This is a genomic window from Mycobacterium decipiens (genome assembly GCF_963853665.1).
Taxonomy (GTDB): Bacteria; Actinomycetota; Actinomycetes; order Mycobacteriales; family Mycobacteriaceae; genus Mycobacterium; species Mycobacterium decipiens.
On the sequence record NZ_OY970459.1, the window covers coordinates 2,045,726 to 2,061,512 of the forward strand.

Sequence of the window (15,787 nt, forward strand, 5' to 3'; positions counted from 1 at the left end):
ATGCCCATGCCGGTGACCGTGAACGTTATCAACGGCCCCAACCTGGGCCGGTTGGGCCGGCGCGAGCCCGCCGTCTACGGCGGCACCACCCACGACGAGCTGGCCGCTCTGATCGAGCGTGAGGCTGCTGAACTCGGGCTCAAAGCTGTTGTACGGCAAAGCGATAGCGAAGCCCAACTGTTGGACTGGATTCATCAGGCGGCCGATGCTTCGGAACCGGTGATCCTCAACGCCGGCGGCTTGACCCACACATCGGTGGCGCTGCGTGATGCCTGTGCGGAACTGAGCGCACCCCTGATCGAGGTGCATATCTCCAATGTGCATGCGCGCGAGGAGTTTCGGCGCCACTCTTACCTCAGCCCAATCGCGACCGGGGTGATCGTCGGGCTGGGGATCCAGGGCTATCTGCTCGCCATGCGCTACCTGGCTGAGCAAGCTGGGAGTTGAGGGCTAATCCTTCTTCGGCTCGTCGCCGGGCTTGGTTTGGTCGGCCTCGGTGTCGGTGTGGATTACCTCGGTGGGTGCATCGCTTTCGGTCGTGCGGATCACTTCGGTGGGCGTCTCGCGTTCGACGGTGGCCACCGTCGCGGTCTGAGCCTCCGGCTGCGCGACTGGCATCTCCCCGGTCGGGCTGTCGTCGCCGCGGACCGCGGTGAACACGTCGGTATCGGCGCGTTCCTGTTGAGCGGCAAGCCCGTGGTGTCGCACCGGCGCCTTTGCCAACCGCCGGTCCACTCGCCACCGGCCCACAGCCGCTCCGACGATCCCGAACAGAAAGACCAGAAGCGCGGTGAAGGCCGCGAACGTCGTCAGCTCGTTGACCACCCCCCCGGTGTAGATCGCCGTGTAGAACAGCGAAATCAGCCAGGACACCCCGCCGCTGAGCAACCCGGCCAGCAACCCGGCCAGCAGCCAGGTCATCGACAAATCCTGGCGGCGGTCCGGATCCGGGTTCGTCGTGGCGTCGGCGCGCCCGTCGATCAACCCCCATAACACCGCGCCGATGGCGAAGAGCAGGAGTAGCGCCACACTGATCAGCCCGGACAGCGCCTGCCACGCGTTGATCAACGCCCCCTGGAACAGGCGGAGAACGACCATCGCGGCGGCGAACACCAATCCGCGCAGCATCCAGTTAGTCATGGGCATTCAGCGTAGCGAGTACCGTCAAGAGTCGTGACACATTCCCAGCGTCGAGACAAGCTAAGAGCACAACTCACCGCAGCCGGACTGAACGCGATGCTGGTCAGCGACCTGATAAACGTGCGATATCTATCCGGTTTCAGCGGGTCCAACGGCGCGTTGCTGGTGTTCGCCGATGAGCGCGAGGCCGTGCTGGCCACCGACGGCCGGTACCGGACTCAGGCCGCTGCGCAAGCACCCGACCTCGAGGTGGCCATCGAGCGGGCAGTCGGGCGCTACCTGGCCGGCCGGGCCGCCGAGGGTGGCGTTGGGAAGTTGGGCTTTGAGAGTCACGTGGTGACGGTGGACGGCCTGGACGCGCTGACGGGTGGTCTCGGGGGCAAGAAAACCGAGTTGGTGCGGGCATCCGGAACCGTGGAGGCGCTGCGCGAGGTCAAAGACGCCGGCGAGCTGGCGCTGCTGCGCCTGGCCTGCGAAGCGGCCGACGCCGCGCTGGCCGACCTGGTGGCACGCGGCGGCCTGCGGCCGGGCCAGACCGAACGGCAGGTCTGCCGCGAGCTGGAGGCACTGATGCTCGATCATGGCGCTGACGCGGTGTCGTTCGAGACGATCGTGGCCGCCGGTGCCAATTCGGCTATCCCGCACCATCGGCCGACCGATGCGGTGCTGCAGGCCGGCGACTTCGTCAAGATCGACTTCGGCGCCCTGGTCGCCGGGTACCACTCCGACATGACCCGTACCTTCGTGCTGGGCTCGGCGGCCGACTGGCAGCTGGAGATCTATCAGCTGGTCTTTCAGGCCCAACAGGCTGGCCGGGAGGCGTTGCGGCCGGGTGCCGGACTGCGCGATGTGGACGCCGCGGCGCGTCAGCTGATCGCCGAGGCGGGCTACGGCGACCACTTCGGCCACGGCCTGGGACACGGTGTGGGCCTGCAGATACATGAAGCGCCGGGAATCGGGGCGACGTCCGCCGGTACACTACTGGCGGGCTCCGTGGTGACGGTGGAGCCCGGCGTCTATCTACCCGGCCGCGGCGGTGTCCGCATCGAGGACACATTGGTAGTGGCTGGCGGGACGCCGAAAATGCCTGAAACCGCCGGGCAGACCCCGGAATTGCTGACCCGGTTCCCCAAGGAACTGGCCATCCTGTAGGAGATTCACCGTGGCGACCACTGCTGACTTCAAGAACGGACTGGTCCTGGTCATCGACGGCCAGCTGTGGACGATCACCGAATTCCAGCACGTCAAACCCGGCAAGGGCCCGGCCTTCGTGCGCACCAAGCTGAAGAACGTGCTCTCCGGCAAGGTCGTGGACAAGACGTACAACGCCGGGGTGAAGGTGGAGACTGCCACCGTCGACCGGCGCGACACCACCTACCTGTACCGCGATGGCTCCGACTTCGTGTTCATGGACAGCCAGGACTACGAGCAGCACCCGTTGCCGGAGGCCCTGGTTGGCGACTCCGCACGGTTTCTGCTGGAAGGCATGCCGGTGCAGGTGGCGTTCCACGACGGCGCGCCGCTGTACATCGAGCTGCCGGTGAGCGTCGAACTCGAGGTCACCCACACCGAGCCGGGCCTGCAGGGCGACCGGTCCAGCGCGGGCACCAAGCCGGCCACCCTTCAGACCGGGGCGCAGATCAACGTGCCGCTGTTCATCAACACCGGAGACAAACTGAAGGTGGATTCGCGCGACGGTAGCTACCTAGGCCGGGTAAACGCCTGACCATGGGCGACGCAAAGCCGGCCAGACCAGTTCGCGGACGACATCAGGCCCGCAAGCGCGCGGTGGACCTGATGTTCGAGGCCGAGGCGCGTGGCATGAGCCCGGCCGAGGTGGTCGACGCCCGTGCCGCGCTGGCCGAAGCGACCGCGGACGTTGCCCGGCTGCATCCCTACACGGTGACGGTGGCCCGTGGCGTCAGCCAACACGCCGCGCACATCGACGACCTGATCACCTCGCATCTACAGGGCTGGACGCTGGACCGGTTGCCCGCGGTCGATCGCGCCATTCTGCGGGTCTCTGTGTGGGAGCTGCTGCACGCCGAGGACGTGCCGGAGCCGGTGGCGGTCGACGAGGCCGTCGAGCTGGCCAAGGAGCTGTCCACCGACGACTCGCCGGGCTTCGTCAACGGAGTGCTGGGCCAGATCATGTTGGTGACCCCGCAGATCCGCGCGGCCGCTCAGGCGGTGCGAGGGGGCGCGTCATGACCCGGCTCGAACTGCGCGTCGTCATCGCCGCCTGGCTGGCCGCGACGGTGGTGTTCGGCGCGGTCGTCTGCGCCGCCTACGGCTGGGCCATCGCCTCGTCGGTGCTGGCGATCTACGCGCTGGGCGTCGGCGCCTGGCTGTATCACTCGATCGAACGGCTGATCCTGGCGCGCCGCATCAGTACGGTTCGCACGGCGGCGAAACCGCTGCAGCCGCTGCTGCCGGTGATGGCTGCCATCATGGGCTTATCGCAGGCCGTGGTTCGATCGCTGGGCGATGTCACCGATCTGCCGGCGCGTCGCTGGGAGCTTGGCCAGCTGCCGGTGCTGCGGTGGGTGGAAAACCCCCTCGGGAATCGGGGTAACCGGCGGATCGTGGATAACGACGATTTGCTTTGACGGCGCTACCCGCCCGAAGAATAGTTGACGACATGAATCCAACCAGCGCCCGCCCGCGACGATTGCATGTCTCCGCGCTGGCGGCGGTAGCCAACCCGTCCTACACGCGCATGGACACCTGGAACCTGCTCGATGACGCGTGCCGTCACCTCGCGGAAGTCGACCTCGCCGGGCTTGACACCACGCACGACGTGGCCCGGGTGAAGCGGTTGATGGACCGCATCGTCGCCTACGAGCGGTACTGGTTGTACCCCGGGGCGCAGAATCTGGCAACTTTCCGGGCTCACCTGGACAGTTATTCCACGGTGCGGCTTACCGAAGAAGTGTCGCTGGCCGTTCGGCTGCTGTCCGAATACGGCGACCGCACAGCGCTGTTCGACACCTCCGCGTCCCTGGCCGAGCAGGAGCTGGTTGCGCAGGCCAAACAGCAGCAGTTCTACACCGTGCTGCTCGCCGACGATTCCCCGGCGACGGCTCCGGACAGCTTGGCCGAGTGCCTGCGGGAACTGCGCAATCCGGCCGACGATGTGCAATTCGAGTTGCTCGTCGTGGGAAGCATCGAAGACGCCATCACCGCGGTCGCGCTGAACGGCGAGATTCAGGCGGCGATCATCCGCCATGATCTGCCGCTGCGGTCCCGCGACCGGGTGCCGGTGATGACCACGCTGCTGGGCGGCAACGGCGCCGACGCGGTGGCAGACGATACCCACGACTGGGTGGAATGCGCCGAGTGGATCCGGGAGCTGCGACCCCACATCGACCTCTATCTGCTCACCGACGAGTCGATCGCCGCGGAGACCCAGGACGAGCCCGACGTCTACGACCGCACGTTCTATCGGCTCAACGACGTCACCGACCTGCACAGCACCGTGCTCGCGGGCTTGCGGAACCGGTTTGCCACACCGTTTTTCGACGCCCTGCGCGCGTACGCGGCGGCGCCGGTGGGCCAATTCCATGCTCTTCCCGTCGCGCGGGGGGCCAGCATCTTCAACTCCAAGTCGCTGCACGACATGGGCGAGTTCTACGGCCGCAACATCTTCATGGCCGAGACCTCGACCACCTCCGGTGGGCTGGACTCGCTGCTGGACCCGCACGGCAACATCAAGACGGCGATGGACAAGGCCGCACTGACCTGGAACGCCAATCAGACCTACTTCGTCACCAACGGAACATCGACCGCGAACAAGATCGTCGTACAGGCCCTGACCCGCCCCGGCGACATCGTTCTCATCGACCGCAACTGTCACAAGTCGCACCACTACGGCCTGGTACTTGCCGGCGCGTACCCGATGTATCTCGACGCTTATCCGCTGCCGGACTACGCGATTTACGGTGCGGTGCCGTTGCGCACGGTCAAGCAGGCGCTGCTGGACCTCGAGGCTGCCGGACAGCTGCACCGGGTGCGCATGCTGCTGCTCACCAACTGCACCTTCGACGGTGTGGTGTACAACCCGCGCCGGGTGATGGAGGAGGTGCTGGCGATCAAGCCGGACATCTGCTTTTTGTGGGACGAGGCGTGGTACGCGTTTGCGACCGCGGTGCCGTGGGCCCGGCAGCGGACCGCGATGATTGCCGCCGAGCGACTCGAGCAGATGCTGTCGGCTGCGGATTACGCTGAGGAATACCGGGATTGGTGTGCGTCGATGGACGGCGTGGACCGCTCCGAGTGGGTTGACAAGCGGCTGCTGCCCGATCCCAACCGCGCTCGGGTCCGGGTGTATGCGACGCATTCGACCCACAAGTCGCTGTCCGCGCTTCGGCAAGCGTCGATGATCCACGTGCGCGACCAGGATTTCAAAGCACTCACCCGCGACTCGTTCGGTGAGGCGTTTTTGACCCACACCTCGACCTCGCCCAACCAGCAACTTCTGGCCTCGTTGGACTTGGCCCGGCGGCAGGTTGACATCGAAGGGTTCGAGCTGGTCCGGCATGCGTACAACATGGCGCTGGTCTTCCGCCACCGGGTCCGCAAGGACCGGCTGATCAGCAAGTGGTTCCGCATCCTGGACGAGTCCGACCTGGTGCCCGATGAGTATCGGTCCCCCACGGTCAGCTCGTACCGTCAGGTCAGGCAGGGGGCCCTGGCCGAGTGGAACGAGGCGTGGCGATCCGATCAGTTCGTGCTCGATCCGACCCGAGTCACCCTGTTTATCGGGGCGACCGGAATGAACGGATACGACTTCCGCGAGAAGATTCTGATGGAGCGATTCGGCATTCAGATCAACAAGACGTCAATCAACAGCGTGTTGTTGATCTTCACGATCGGTGTCACCTGGTCGAGCGTCCACTATCTGCTTGATGTGCTGCGCCGGGTGGCCACCGATTTCGACCGGAGCCAGAAGGGGGCAAGCGCGGCCGATCTGGCCTTGCACCGGCGCCACGTCGAGGAGATCACCCAGGATCTGCCGCACTTGCCCGACTTCAGCGAGTTCGACATCGCCTTCCGCCCCGAAGACGCCAGCTCCTTCGGCGACATGCGGTCGGCTTTCTACGCCGGCTACGACGAATCCGACCGCGAGTATGTGCTGATCGGTACGGCCGGGCGACGACTGGCCGAGGGGAAGACCCTGGTGTCTACCACCTTCGTGGTGCCCTACCCGCCCGGCTTCCCGGTGCTGGTGCCGGGTCAGGTGGTCTCCAAGGAAATCATCTACTTCCTGGCCCAGCTCGACGTCAAAGAAATCCACGGATACAACCACGATCTCGGCTTGTCGGTGTTCACCGAGGCCGCCCTGGCGCGAATGGAGGCGGCGCGCAACGCGGTTGCGGCGGCGGGTGCTGAGTTGCCGGCCTTCGAGGTGTCGCGGGATGTGGCGGGCGTCAACGGCGACAGCGCCGCGCAGGTGGTTTCCGAGGACGCGTGAGGGCACTGCTCGACGCCGACCGCGAAGCCGGATAGTCGGGCAGGTCGACGGACTCGGCGATGGTGAACCATTTTCGCTCGGCGATCGGCCGAAACGGCCAGCGCTGCATGTACTTCATGAACAGGGCGTTGATGCGGATGTCGGAAGCGGATTTCGGCACGTAGGTGTCGATGCCGTTGGGCAGCGTCTGGCATCTGTCGACGTAGGGGCGCATCACCGACTGGTAGCGGTCCAGGGCGGCCGCCAGCGGCTCCGCGCCGATGCGGCCGTCGTCGTCGGCGGCACCCAGCTCACCGGCCAACACGTATGCACCGACCAGCGCCAAACTGGTGCCCATGCCGCTCAGTGGCGAGGCGCAGTAGCCGGCGTCCCCGACCAACGTGACGCGTCCGCACGACCAGGTATCCATGTGGACCTGGGCGAACGCGTCGAAGTAGAAGTCGTCGGCCGCACGTGCGGCGGCGACCAGCGCATCGCTGTGCCAACCGGCACCGGTGAAGCGGGCGGCCAGCAGATCGCGTTGGGCGTCGAGGTCACCGCGGTCGTAGCTGAGCGGCTCGGAGCGGAACGCGAGCCCCGCCTTGGCGGTCCCCGGATCGTGCGACGGGCGCAGCGATGCGTTCAGCCCACCCGGCGCCTGATACATGAGATACCAGCCGTCCACGCCGACGGTGTCGGGTGCGGTGAACCAGGCGTGGTAGCCGCCCAGCGGCCGGACGAATTTCTCCTCGGGCCCGAAGACCAGCCGTCGCACCGTCGAATGCGGGCCGTCGGCCCCGACGACCAAGTCGGCGCACACCGTCGTGCCGTCCGACAGCGTCGCCACCATTGGCTTGGATGAGGGGTCATCCGACTGCCTCAGCTCGGTGATCCGGGTGCTGAACCGGTAGTCGGCGGCTGCGGCGGTGGCCTGGTAGAGCACGTCGGCCAGGTCACCGCGCAAGATCTCGAGCTTGCTGATCACCCCGTTGCCGTGGAAGGCCTCCACCGGCATCTCGGCCCGGCGCCGTCCGTCGGACTTGACCCAGGCGGCACCGCGTTGGTCGAGGCTGCGCTCACGCATCTGATCGATCAACCCCATCCGCTCGACGACCGCCCGTCCCGCGCCACGCAGATCGACGGTTTGGCCGCCCGCCCGGATGCCATCGGCGAGCTCGACAATCACCACGTGGTATCCGCTGCGGCTGAGCCAGAACGCAAGGGCAGGGCCGGCGATTCCCGCGCCGCTGATCAGGACCATGGGTTTTGCCATGGCCGCAGCCTATGACACGGCCATGGCTAGGGGTTCAGCGCGCGATAGGTGCGCCGGATGAACTTTGGTTGTGCGGTCCGCAGTTTCGCCAGCGACGGGTTTCCCGCGACCGCCGCGGTCGCGTCCACGGACAGATCGGGGCAATGCTGAATGAGATACAGCAGTATCAGGTCGGCGCTCGGGTCGGCCTGCCACCATGTCCCATACGCGCCGGGCCAACTGAACGTTCCCAGCCCGCCCGGCCCGTACAGCGGCGTGGACTTCGCCGGATCGGTCACCACCGACAGGTTCAGTCCGAAGCCGCGGCCGACCCAGAACGGCGCCCCCAGGAAATTGTGCCGCTTCTGCTCGTCGGTCAGCCGGTCGGTGCGCATCAGGCGCACCGACTCAGGTGACAACACGCGGACACCGTCGACCGTGCCGTCGCCCAGCAGCATCCGCACGAACCGCAGGTAGTCATCGGCGGTCGACCACAACCCGCCGCCGGCATTGCAGAACGACGGTGGTGTGACATGGGGCGGCCCCATCACGTCGTGCCGTAACCGGCCATCCTCGTCGAGCCGGTACATCGTGGCGGCCCGCCGCCGTGCGTCCGCCGAGACGAAGAAGCCGGTGTCGACCATGCCTGCCGGACCTAGCACCCGCTCGTCGAGGACCTGGTAAAACGGCTTGTCCTCGATGCGGGACACGATGATGCCCAGCACGTCGATGGCCTGGCTGTAGGTCACCCGGTCGCCCGGTTGGTGCACCAGCGGGAGGGTGGCAAGTTCGGCGAGCCACGCGTCGGGACCCTGGCCGAACGGCAGTCGCTGATAGGCCCGCGAAATCGGCCCGGACACCGAGAAACCGTAGGCCAGGCCGCTGGTGTGGGTGAGCAGATCCTCGACCAATACGGCTCGTCGCGCGCGATGCGTCCGGTCCAGCGGGCCGGCGGGGTCGTCCAGCACCGCCACATCGGCCAGTTCCGGTGCCCAGCGTGTAATCGGGTCACGCAACGAAAGCCTGCCCTCGTCGAGGAGGCTCATCGCCGCCGCCACCGTGACCGGCTTGGTCATCGATGCGATACGAAACAGTGTGTCCCGTTGCATCGGCAGGCCCGCGTGCACATCTCGATAGCCGATCTCGTTGACTTGCAACAATTTTCCGCGCTGCCAAACCATGGTCAGCGCGCCGGAGAGTAGGCCGGCGTCGCATACCTCGCGGATGGACGCCTGATTGCCGTCGAGATTCACCAGGTCTAGGGTACTGTCCGGCCGGCGCGGCTTGGCGGACCGCTAGTTATGCGAAACGTGTTCCCGTGCAGCGGCCGCGTGTTACTGTCGCGCTCTCCGGCAAATGTGATCTGGGGAACATGCTGCGAGCGCAGCGGCATGCTTGTGACGACGGTGTCGCTGCTGGTGAACCAGGGTGCGGGTAAGAAGTCACCGAGACCCGCAACCATGGACGGGGGCTGGATTCAGGGGCTCCGTTCATGCCGCTCAATTGAACCGGTTGGACAACTCAGCAAAGGCTGGCCATGAATGGCTCGATCTCACAAGCCCACATCTCCCACCGACGGTCTTCCCGTCGACCCTCGACACTCGGGGCTGTCGCGATCCTGATCGCGGCGACGCTTTTCGCAGCGATCGTTACGGGGTGCGGGAAAAAATCGACAATGGGGACCTCTCCGACTCCCGGGTCACCGGCGACCTCTCCGGCGACTGTGGCATCCGGATCGCCGTCGCCGGAAGCCCAGCAGATTCTGCAGGACAGCTCCAAGGCGACCAAGGCGCTGCGTTCCGTTCACGTGGCGGTGACCGTGACTAACCTCTCGAATCTCCCGTTTGAGAGCGTCGATGCCGACGTGACCAACCAGCCGCAGGGCAACGGCCAGGCGGTGGGCAACGCCAAGGTCAGGATGAAGCCGGACACCCCGGCGGTCGCCACCGAGTTCCTGGTCACGAACAAGACCATGTACACCAAGGAGGGCGGCAGCTACGTCTCCGTGGGCCCCGCAGTGAAGATCTATGACCCGGGCATCATCCTCGACAAGGACCGGGGGTTGGGTGCGGTTGTCGCACAGGTGCAGAACCCGACGATCCAGGGGCGTGAAACGGTCAACGGTCTGGCGACCGTTAAGGTGTCCGGAGCCATCGACGCTTCGGTGATCGATCCGGTCGTGCCTCAGTTGGGCAAGGGCGGGGGCACCCTCCCGATCACTTTGTGGATTGTTGACGTCAAGGATTCGGCGCCGACGCCGCCGCCCGCCGCGAACCTGGTGCGGATGGTCATCAACAAAGATCAGGGCGACGTCGACATCGCGCTGTCCAATTGGGGTGCGCCAGTCACCATCCCGAACCCGGCGGGGTAGTAGGCGCGAGCGTGAACTCCGGATTGGGAACCGGCCCGGTCCAGCCGTATAGCTGGTCGATCGGCTGCCGGCCGGGCCGGTTCCTGTCCGCGGGGCGAAGAATCCTTTGAGAATTCGCCAAGCCCACGACTCCAGCATTGGGATCTAGCCGAACGCAACGGCTAGCAACCGATCCCGCCCGAGGAAGACCTGGAGGAATACGAATGACGAATGACCTCCCTGAAGTCCGGGAGCGTGCCGCCGGTCCACGCCCCGCTCCTCCTCCGGGTGGGCCACCGATGTCAGACGTGTGGGTTTACAACGGGCGGGCGTACGACCTGAGTGACTGGATTGCCAAGCATCCCGGCGGCGCCTTCTTCATTGGGCGGACCAAGAACCGCGACATCACCGCCATCGTCAAGTCCTACCATCGCGATCCGGCGATCGTGGAGCGAATCCTGCAGCGGCGGTATGCGTTGGGCCGTGACGCAACACCTAAGGACGTCCACCCCAAGCACAATGCACCGGCATTTCTGTTCAAAGACGATTTCAACAGCTGGCGGGATACCCCGCAGTATCGTTTCGACGACCCCAATGATCTGCTGCACCGGGTCAAAGCGCGGCTGGCCGAGCCGGCGCTGGCCGCGCGGATCAAGCGCATGGACAAACTCTTCGACATTGTCGTTGCGGTACTGGCCGTTGCCTATTTCGCAGTTCAGGGTGTGCGGTTGGTCGAACCGCGATGGATGCCGCTGTGGGCCTTCGTGATTGCGATGGTACTGCTGCGCAGTTCCCTGGCCGGGTTCGGTCATTACGCACTGCACCGCGCGCAGCGGGGCTTCAACCGGGTTCTTGACAACGCGTTCGATCTGAACTACGTGGCTTTGTCCTTGGTCACCGCCGATGGACACACACTGCTGCACCACCCGTATACCCAGAGTGACGTGGACATCAAGAAGAACGTGTTCACGATGATGATGCGACTCCCGCGGTTGTATCGCGTTCCCGTACATACGATTCACAAGTTCGGCCACATGTTCAGCGGTATGGCGATCCGGATCGCGGACGTCTGGAGGATCACCCGCAAGGTAGGCGTGCAGGAGGCCTACGGAAGCTGGCGCGGCGCGCTTCCGCACTTCCTCGGATCGTCCGGAGCGCGCCTACTCCTGGTGGGTGAGTTGCTGATCTTCGCGCTCGCCGGCGACTTTTGGGCCTGGGCACTACAATTTGTGGTGACACTGTGGGTCAGCACTTTCTTGGTGGTCGCGAGCCATGAGTTCGAGGACGATACCGAGGATAGCGCCGGCAACGGCGAAGACTGGGGCATAGATCAACTCGAGCACGCCAATGACCTTATGGTGATCGGGAATCGCTACGTCGACTGCTTCCTGTCGGCCGGCCTGAGTTCACACCGCGTCCATCACGTGCTGCCGTTTCAGCGCAGCGGGTTCGCTAACATCGTCACCGAGGACGTCTTGCGCGAGGAAGCCGCGAAATTCGGTGTCGAGTGGCTTCCCGCAAAGAGTTTCGTCACCGATCGGCTGCCCAAGCTGTGCCGGACGTATCTGTTGTCGCCGTCGCGCCAAGCCGACGAGCGCAATTGGGGCTTTGTCCGCGAGCACTGCTCGCCCGCGGCCTGGAAGGCCAGCGCCAGCTACATGCTTGCGGGGTTCGTGGGAATCGGGTCGGTATGAACAGCTCAGCTGAGGGCGGCGCGCGGCGCCGGGCCGACGAGGGGCACGAGGTTGACCTTGCCCAATTGCCGCCGGCTCCGCCGACTACGGTGGCGGTGATTGAAGGCATTGCGACGGAGGCACCGCGTCGGGTGATCAACCAGTCCGACGTCGCCGACCGTGTTGCCGACCTCTTCGTTGATCCGGTTCAGCGGGAACGGATTCCGCGGGTGTATCAAAAGACGCGGATCACCACGCGCCGCATGGCGGTTGACCCGCTCGACGCCGGCTTCGATGGGCTCCGCCAACGTCCGGGAACGATCCGGGATCGGATGAACCTGTTCTACGAGCATGGTGTTCCGCTCGCGGTGCAGGCGAGCAGGCGGGCCCTGGCCGGCGTTGAGCACCGGGTGGACGAGATCGGGCTGCTGGTGTTCGTCACCAGCACCGGATTCATCGCGCCGGGCGTGGATGTCGCGATTGTCAAAGAGCTGGGGCTGTCCCGGTCGATATCACGCGTTGTGGTCAACTTCATGGGATGCGCCGCGGCGATGAATGCCATCCGCACTGCCACCAACTATGTTCGTGCCCACCCGGCTATGAAGGCACTGGTGGTGTGTATCGAATTATGCTCGGTGAACGCTGTTTTCGCCGATGACATCAACGACGTCGTCATTCACAGCTTGTTTGGCGACGGGTGTGCAGCGTTGGTGATCGGCGCCAGCCAGGTTCAGGAGAAGCTCGAGCCAGGCAAGGTGGTTATCCGCAACAGTTTCAGCCAGCTGCTCGACGACGCCGAAGACGGCATCGTGCTTGGCGTCAATCACAACGGCATCACGTGCGAGCTGTCCGAGAATCTTCCGGACTACATCTACAGTGGCGTCGCGCCGGTGGTCACAGAGATGTTATGGGACAACGGATTACAAAAGTCTGATATCGATCTCTGGGCGATCCATCCGGGTGGCCCCAAGATCATCGAACAGTCGGTGCGCTCGCTGGGGATCTCCGCGGAGCTGGCGGCGCAGAGCTGGGACATACTCGGCCGGTTCGGCAACATGCTCAGCGTATCGCTGATCTTTGTGCTGGAAACGATGGTGCAGCAGGCGGAGTCGGCGAAAGGCATCTCGACGGGGGTGGCGTTCGCGTTCGCGCCGGGGGTCACCGTCGAAGGCATGCTGTTCGACATCATCCGGCGATGAATACAGGAGCAATTGTCGTGTCTTTTGTTGCGGACGAAGGGCGTAGTCCCGGCGATCGGGTCATGTACCGCTCGTGGATGAGCGACAACCTGCGTTGGGACGCGCTGGAATTGCGAGCCGGCGACATTATCATCTCCGCGCCACCGAAGTGCGGCACCACCTGGACACAGCGGCTGATTTCCTTGCTCGTTTTCGATGGGCCGGACCTGCCGGGTCCGTTGCCGCTGGTATCACCGTGGCTCGACCTGACCGCCCAACCGGTCGAAATGGTTGTCGCAGCGCTCGGCGCCCAGAACCACCGACGGTTCATCAAAACCCACACGCCACTGGACGGCCTCTTGCCCGATGATCGCGTCACCTATATCGGAGTGGGCCGCGATCCGCGCGATGCCGCAGTTTCGATGCTGATGGACCATGACCGGATGCGGGCCCTGCGTGAGGCCGCTGGGCCGCCCGGCGAGCCCTTCCCCCCCATTCGCCGCGACTTTGGCGGCGAGTTCGGCCCGCTCGACGTCCTCCGAACCTGGATAGAGGGGCCGATCGCAGCCACTGAGGGGATAGCGTCGCTGGCCACCATCCTGCACCACTTCAACTCGGTCTGGTCCCGGCGCCACCAGCCCAACGTGGCGGTGTTCCACTACGCCGACTACCAGGCGGACCTCGTGGGCGAGCTGGTCCGTCTCGCCGCGGTCCTCGGAATCGCTCTGGGGCGAGATCGTGGCGAGGAACTCGCCGAGCACGCCACTCTTGACGCCATGCGCGCTCACGCCCGAGAACTCGCCCCCAGGGCCACTCCCGGCGTTCGGCCGAGGCACCAGCAGCGTAGCGACGACCCATTCTTCCGGGTCGGTGGCCGCGGACAGTGGCGACAAATCTTCACCGAGGCCGAGCATCGGCGCTATTCCGAGCGCGCAGCCGAGTTGGCTGGTCAGCTGGGTGGGCCGGAGTTCCTCGCCTGGGCGCACGCGGGCCGTAGCGGCAACGACACTGCCGTGGACAGGGGCAACTCATGGCGGTGACCAGCCGAGCCGTGTATCGCTCGTGGATCAGCGACAACCAACGTTGGGACGCGCTGGAATTGCGGGAGGGGGACGTCGTCATCTCCGCGCCGTCGAAGTGCGGCGTGACATTGACTCAGCGGCTGGTGTCGCTGCTCATCTTCAACGGGCCCGATTTGCCGGCGCCCCTGTCGGTGGTGTCGCCGTGGCTCGATAGGACCGTCCGACCGATCGAAGAGGTCGTGGCCACCCTCAACGCCCAGGACCACCGTCGGTTCATCAAGACGCATACGCCGCTGGACGGCCTCGTGCTCGACGACCGCGTCATCTACCTTGGCGTGGGCCGCGATCCGCGCGATGCTGCCATGTCGGAACTGTTCCAGTGGGACAACATGAACCACACCAGCCTCGACCGGATGGGGACCCGGCCGGATGCCCACTGCGACCCCAGCCCGGGTCAGGCGTTCCGGGCCTGGATGGAGGGACCGATCATGCCGCCCGAGCGGCCAAGCGTGCCGCCGGAGGGGACGGGGCCCCTGCCCCCGGCGAAGCACATGGGCTCGCTGTCCAACATCCTCCATCACTTCAATACGGTCTGGTCCCGGCGCCAGCGGCCCAACGTGGCGATGTTCCACTACGCCGACTACCGGGCGGACCTCGCGGGTGAGCTCGTCCGCCTCGCTGCGACACTCGGTCTTGATCTCGGTCGCGATCGCGCCGAGGAACTGGCGCAGCACGCCACACTCGATTCCATGCGCGAACACGCCGCAGCTCTCGCCCCCGAATCCACCGAAGGCATTTGGCGCAGCAACGAGCGCTTCTTCCGGGCCGGCGGCAGCGGCGAATGGCAGCAATACTTCAACGAGCACGTGTATCGGCGCTACTACCACCGCATCAACGAGCTGGCCCCACCGGATCTGCTGGCCTGGGCACACGAGGGCCGCCAGGGCTGCGACCCAGCCAACTGAGGTTCAGCGCCGCTGGGCTCGGACATACCAGAACGCCATCTCGACTTCGATGCCGTCCAGTTCGCGGCGCACCGTGGCGGGCTCCAGCGATGTGATGCCCCAGCCCGCGCCGCCGAGGACGTCGCGCAGCGTCTGTTCGGACACCGACGGCCGCGGCCATTCGTCGTCGGGTGGATTCGCGTCGGAGAAGCAGCTGAGCAACAGGGTGGCGCCGGGTCGGGTGGCCCGGTGCACCGCGGCGGCGTACCTGCGCTTGCCGTCATCGTTGAGGCAGTGGAACATCCCGCTGTCGATGACCGTGTCGAATGCGGCGGTGTAGCCGTCGAGCCTGGTGGAGTCGGCCACCGCGAACTTCACCTCCACCCCGGCGTCCTTGGCCCGCCGTTCGGCGGTTCTTAGCGCGGTCGGTGCAATGTCCAGCCCGGTCACGTTGTGTCCGTTGGCGGCGAGATAGATCGCGTTGTCGCCAAGCCCGCAGCCGATGTCGAGAACATCGCCGTGTACCCAGCCGTTGCTCTGCCAGGTGACCACATTGTCCTTGGGCGCCTTGGTATCCCAGGGTGGGGTCGTCACCGGCGGGAGGCCTCCACCTGGGCTTTCTCCGCGGTAGAGGGCGTCGAAATCGAGGCGCTGCAGGTGGGCGGGAAAGCCGGCGGATTCTGCGGAGGAGCTCGAGCTTGTCACTTTCGCCAGGGTAGTCACGTTTGCCCGGCTGCATCCCGGGCGGGTGTGCTGCGATCACACTACTCGCCGAA

At 65.6% G+C, this 15,787-nt stretch carries 15 protein-coding genes; 11 read left to right on the forward strand and 4 right to left on the reverse strand.

The annotated features are described in order from the left end of the window. Positions 1-6 precede the first annotated feature (6 nt). The gene (gene aroQ, locus AADZ55_RS09360) at positions 7-447 is read left to right on the forward strand and encodes a type II 3-dehydroquinate dehydratase (RefSeq protein ID WP_085327383.1); all 441 of its coding nucleotides are present in this window, start codon (positions 7-9) and stop codon (positions 445-447) included. Between the two features lie 3 nt (positions 448-450). Here the strand turns inward: aroQ and AADZ55_RS09365 are convergent, their stop codons facing one another. Beyond that, a complete protein-coding gene (locus AADZ55_RS09365) occupies positions 451-1,140 on the reverse strand; it encodes a B-4DMT family transporter (protein ID WP_085327367.1) in 690 nt (229 codons plus the stop codon). A 33-nt stretch (positions 1,141-1,173) separates the two neighbouring features. Here AADZ55_RS09365 and AADZ55_RS09370 point away from each other — a divergent pair, with 33 nt between their 5' ends. Genes AADZ55_RS09370 through AADZ55_RS09390 form a run of 5 tightly spaced genes read left to right on the forward strand, consistent with a single transcriptional unit; the run spans position 1,174 to position 6,613 of the window. Then, positions 1,174-2,292: a M24 family metallopeptidase gene (locus tag AADZ55_RS09370; protein ID WP_085327368.1), complete on the forward strand. Its 1,119-nt coding sequence runs from the start codon at positions 1,174-1,176 to the stop codon at positions 2,290-2,292. Positions 2,293-2,302: 10 nt separating this feature from the next. Then, a complete protein-coding gene (efp, locus tag AADZ55_RS09375; RefSeq protein WP_085327369.1) occupies positions 2,303-2,866 on the forward strand; it encodes an elongation factor P in 564 nt (187 codons plus the stop codon). A gap of 2 nt (positions 2,867-2,868) precedes the next feature. Next, a complete protein-coding gene (gene nusB / locus AADZ55_RS09380; protein ID WP_085327370.1) occupies positions 2,869-3,351 on the forward strand; it encodes a transcription antitermination factor NusB in 483 nt (160 codons plus the stop codon). Beyond that, positions 3,348-3,749, forward strand: a complete 402-nt coding sequence (locus tag AADZ55_RS09385) for an antitermination protein NusB (RefSeq protein WP_085327371.1) — start codon at positions 3,348-3,350, stop codon at positions 3,747-3,749. Before nusB ends, AADZ55_RS09385 begins: the two co-directional genes overlap by 4 nt. A 32-nt stretch (positions 3,750-3,781) precedes the next feature. After that, positions 3,782-6,613: an aminotransferase class I/II-fold pyridoxal phosphate-dependent enzyme gene (locus AADZ55_RS09390; protein WP_085327372.1), complete on the forward strand. Its 2,832-nt coding sequence runs from the start codon at positions 3,782-3,784 to the stop codon at positions 6,611-6,613. On the opposite strand, the gene AADZ55_RS09395 is transcribed toward AADZ55_RS09390, so the two are convergent. Continuing rightward, on the reverse strand, positions 6,570-7,865 hold the full coding sequence (locus tag AADZ55_RS09395) for an FAD-dependent monooxygenase (protein ID WP_085327373.1): 1,296 nt from the start codon (positions 7,863-7,865) through the stop codon (positions 6,570-6,572). The two genes, AADZ55_RS09390 and AADZ55_RS09395, sit on opposite strands and share 44 nt — an antisense overlap. A gap of 26 nt (positions 7,866-7,891) precedes the next feature. After that, positions 7,892-9,097, reverse strand: coding sequence for a serine hydrolase domain-containing protein (locus tag AADZ55_RS09400; protein WP_085327374.1), 1,206 nt, complete (start codon positions 9,095-9,097; stop codon positions 7,892-7,894). A 284-nt stretch (positions 9,098-9,381) separates the two neighbouring features. Here AADZ55_RS09400 and AADZ55_RS09405 point away from each other — a divergent pair, with 284 nt between their 5' ends. The 5 genes from AADZ55_RS09405 to AADZ55_RS09425 all read left to right on the forward strand — a co-directional run bounded on the left by AADZ55_RS09405 (position 9,382) and on the right by AADZ55_RS09425 (position 15,032). Next, entirely contained in the window at positions 9,382-10,215 is an 834-nt protein-coding gene (locus tag AADZ55_RS09405) for an LppX_LprAFG lipoprotein (protein WP_085327376.1), read from the forward strand. Positions 10,216-10,418: 203 nt separating this feature from the next. Then, positions 10,419-11,888 (forward strand): fatty acid desaturase, encoded by a 1,470-nt coding sequence (locus AADZ55_RS09410; RefSeq protein WP_085327377.1) that lies wholly within the window; start codon positions 10,419-10,421, stop codon positions 11,886-11,888. Further along, a complete protein-coding gene (locus AADZ55_RS09415) occupies positions 11,885-13,066 on the forward strand; it encodes a type III polyketide synthase (protein WP_085327378.1) in 1,182 nt (393 codons plus the stop codon). Before AADZ55_RS09410 ends, AADZ55_RS09415 begins: the two co-directional genes overlap by 4 nt. A 62-nt stretch (positions 13,067-13,128) precedes the next feature. Then, positions 13,129-14,085 carry a sulfotransferase domain-containing protein gene (locus tag AADZ55_RS09420; RefSeq protein WP_242670367.1) on the forward strand — a complete coding sequence of 319 codons (957 nt, stop codon included), beginning with the start codon at positions 13,129-13,131 and terminating at the stop codon, positions 14,083-14,085. Further along, the gene (locus tag AADZ55_RS09425) at positions 14,076-15,032 is read left to right on the forward strand and encodes a sulfotransferase domain-containing protein (protein ID WP_085327380.1); all 957 of its coding nucleotides are present in this window, start codon (positions 14,076-14,078) and stop codon (positions 15,030-15,032) included. Before AADZ55_RS09420 ends, AADZ55_RS09425 begins: the two co-directional genes overlap by 10 nt. Before the next feature lie 3 nt (positions 15,033-15,035). On the opposite strand, the gene AADZ55_RS09430 is transcribed toward AADZ55_RS09425, so the two are convergent. After that, on the reverse strand, positions 15,036-15,668 hold the full coding sequence (locus AADZ55_RS09430; protein WP_085327384.1) for a class I SAM-dependent methyltransferase: 633 nt from the start codon (positions 15,666-15,668) through the stop codon (positions 15,036-15,038). Positions 15,669-15,787 lie beyond the last annotated feature (119 nt).

Bases quoted from the DNA above. Each gene is read 5' to 3' on its own strand.
- AADZ55_RS09415 (WP_085327378.1), top strand. From the start codon at position 11,885: ATGAACAGCTCAGCTGAGGGCGGCGCGCGGCGCCGGGCCGACGAGGGG.
- AADZ55_RS09385 (WP_085327371.1), top strand. From the start codon at position 3,348: ATGACCCGGCTCGAACTGCGCGTCGTCATCGCCGCCTGGCTGGCCGCG.
- AADZ55_RS09390 (WP_085327372.1), top strand. From the start codon at position 3,782: ATGAATCCAACCAGCGCCCGCCCGCGACGATTGCATGTCTCCGCGCTG.
- AADZ55_RS09405 (WP_085327376.1), top strand. From the start codon at position 9,382: ATGAATGGCTCGATCTCACAAGCCCACATCTCCCACCGACGGTCTTCC.
- AADZ55_RS09395 (WP_085327373.1), bottom strand. From the start codon at position 7,865: ATGGCAAAACCCATGGTCCTGATCAGCGGCGCGGGAATCGCCGGCCCT.
- AADZ55_RS09420 (WP_242670367.1), top strand. From the start codon at position 13,129: ATGTACCGCTCGTGGATGAGCGACAACCTGCGTTGGGACGCGCTGGAA.
- AADZ55_RS09425 (WP_085327380.1), top strand. From the start codon at position 14,076: ATGGCGGTGACCAGCCGAGCCGTGTATCGCTCGTGGATCAGCGACAAC.
- AADZ55_RS09365 (WP_085327367.1), bottom strand. From the start codon at position 1,140: ATGACTAACTGGATGCTGCGCGGATTGGTGTTCGCCGCCGCGATGGTC.
- AADZ55_RS09410 (WP_085327377.1), top strand. From the start codon at position 10,419: ATGACGAATGACCTCCCTGAAGTCCGGGAGCGTGCCGCCGGTCCACGC.
- nusB (WP_085327370.1), top strand. From the start codon at position 2,869: ATGGGCGACGCAAAGCCGGCCAGACCAGTTCGCGGACGACATCAGGCC.
- aroQ (WP_085327383.1), top strand. From the start codon at position 7: ATGCCGGTGACCGTGAACGTTATCAACGGCCCCAACCTGGGCCGGTTG.